Annotated in this window: 1 pseudogene; it reads left to right on the top strand. The window is 48.7% G+C overall.

The annotated features are described in order from the left end of the window. Positions 1 to 503 (top strand): annotated as a pseudogene (locus tag R8O11_RS31680) (threonine synthase); the annotation flags it as partial.

Here is a 503-nt window from a genome sequence, read left to right on the forward strand (position 1 = left end):
AAATGAGTAAGCAAGAGCGTGAAAACCTCGTGGTTTCTGTACCAAGCGGTAACTTTGGTAACCTAACAGCAGGTCTATTAGCAAAAGCGCTAGGTTTACCTATCAAACGTTTTATTGCTGCTACCAACGCGAATGACACGGTGCCTCGTTACCTCGAAACGGGCAAATGGGAGCCAAAACCAACGGTTGCAACCACTTCAAATGCGATGGACGTGAGCCAACCGAACAACTGGCCGCGTATCGAAGAGCTGTGCCGTGTGAAAGAGTGGGGCCTAGAGACACTAGGTAAAGGCGCAGTTTCTGATGAACAAAGCGCACAATCAGTAAAAGACTTGTACGCATTAGGCTACCTATGTGAGCCACACGGTGCGATTGCTTACCGCGTATTGGAAGAGCAACTGCAAGAAGGTGAAACGGGTCTGTTCTTGTGTACTGCGCACCCAGCGAAGTTCAAAGAGGTTGTAGATGATATTCTTCAGACGGATATCGAACTGCCTGCACCA

Source organism: Vibrio sp. 1288, from assembly GCF_033344475.1.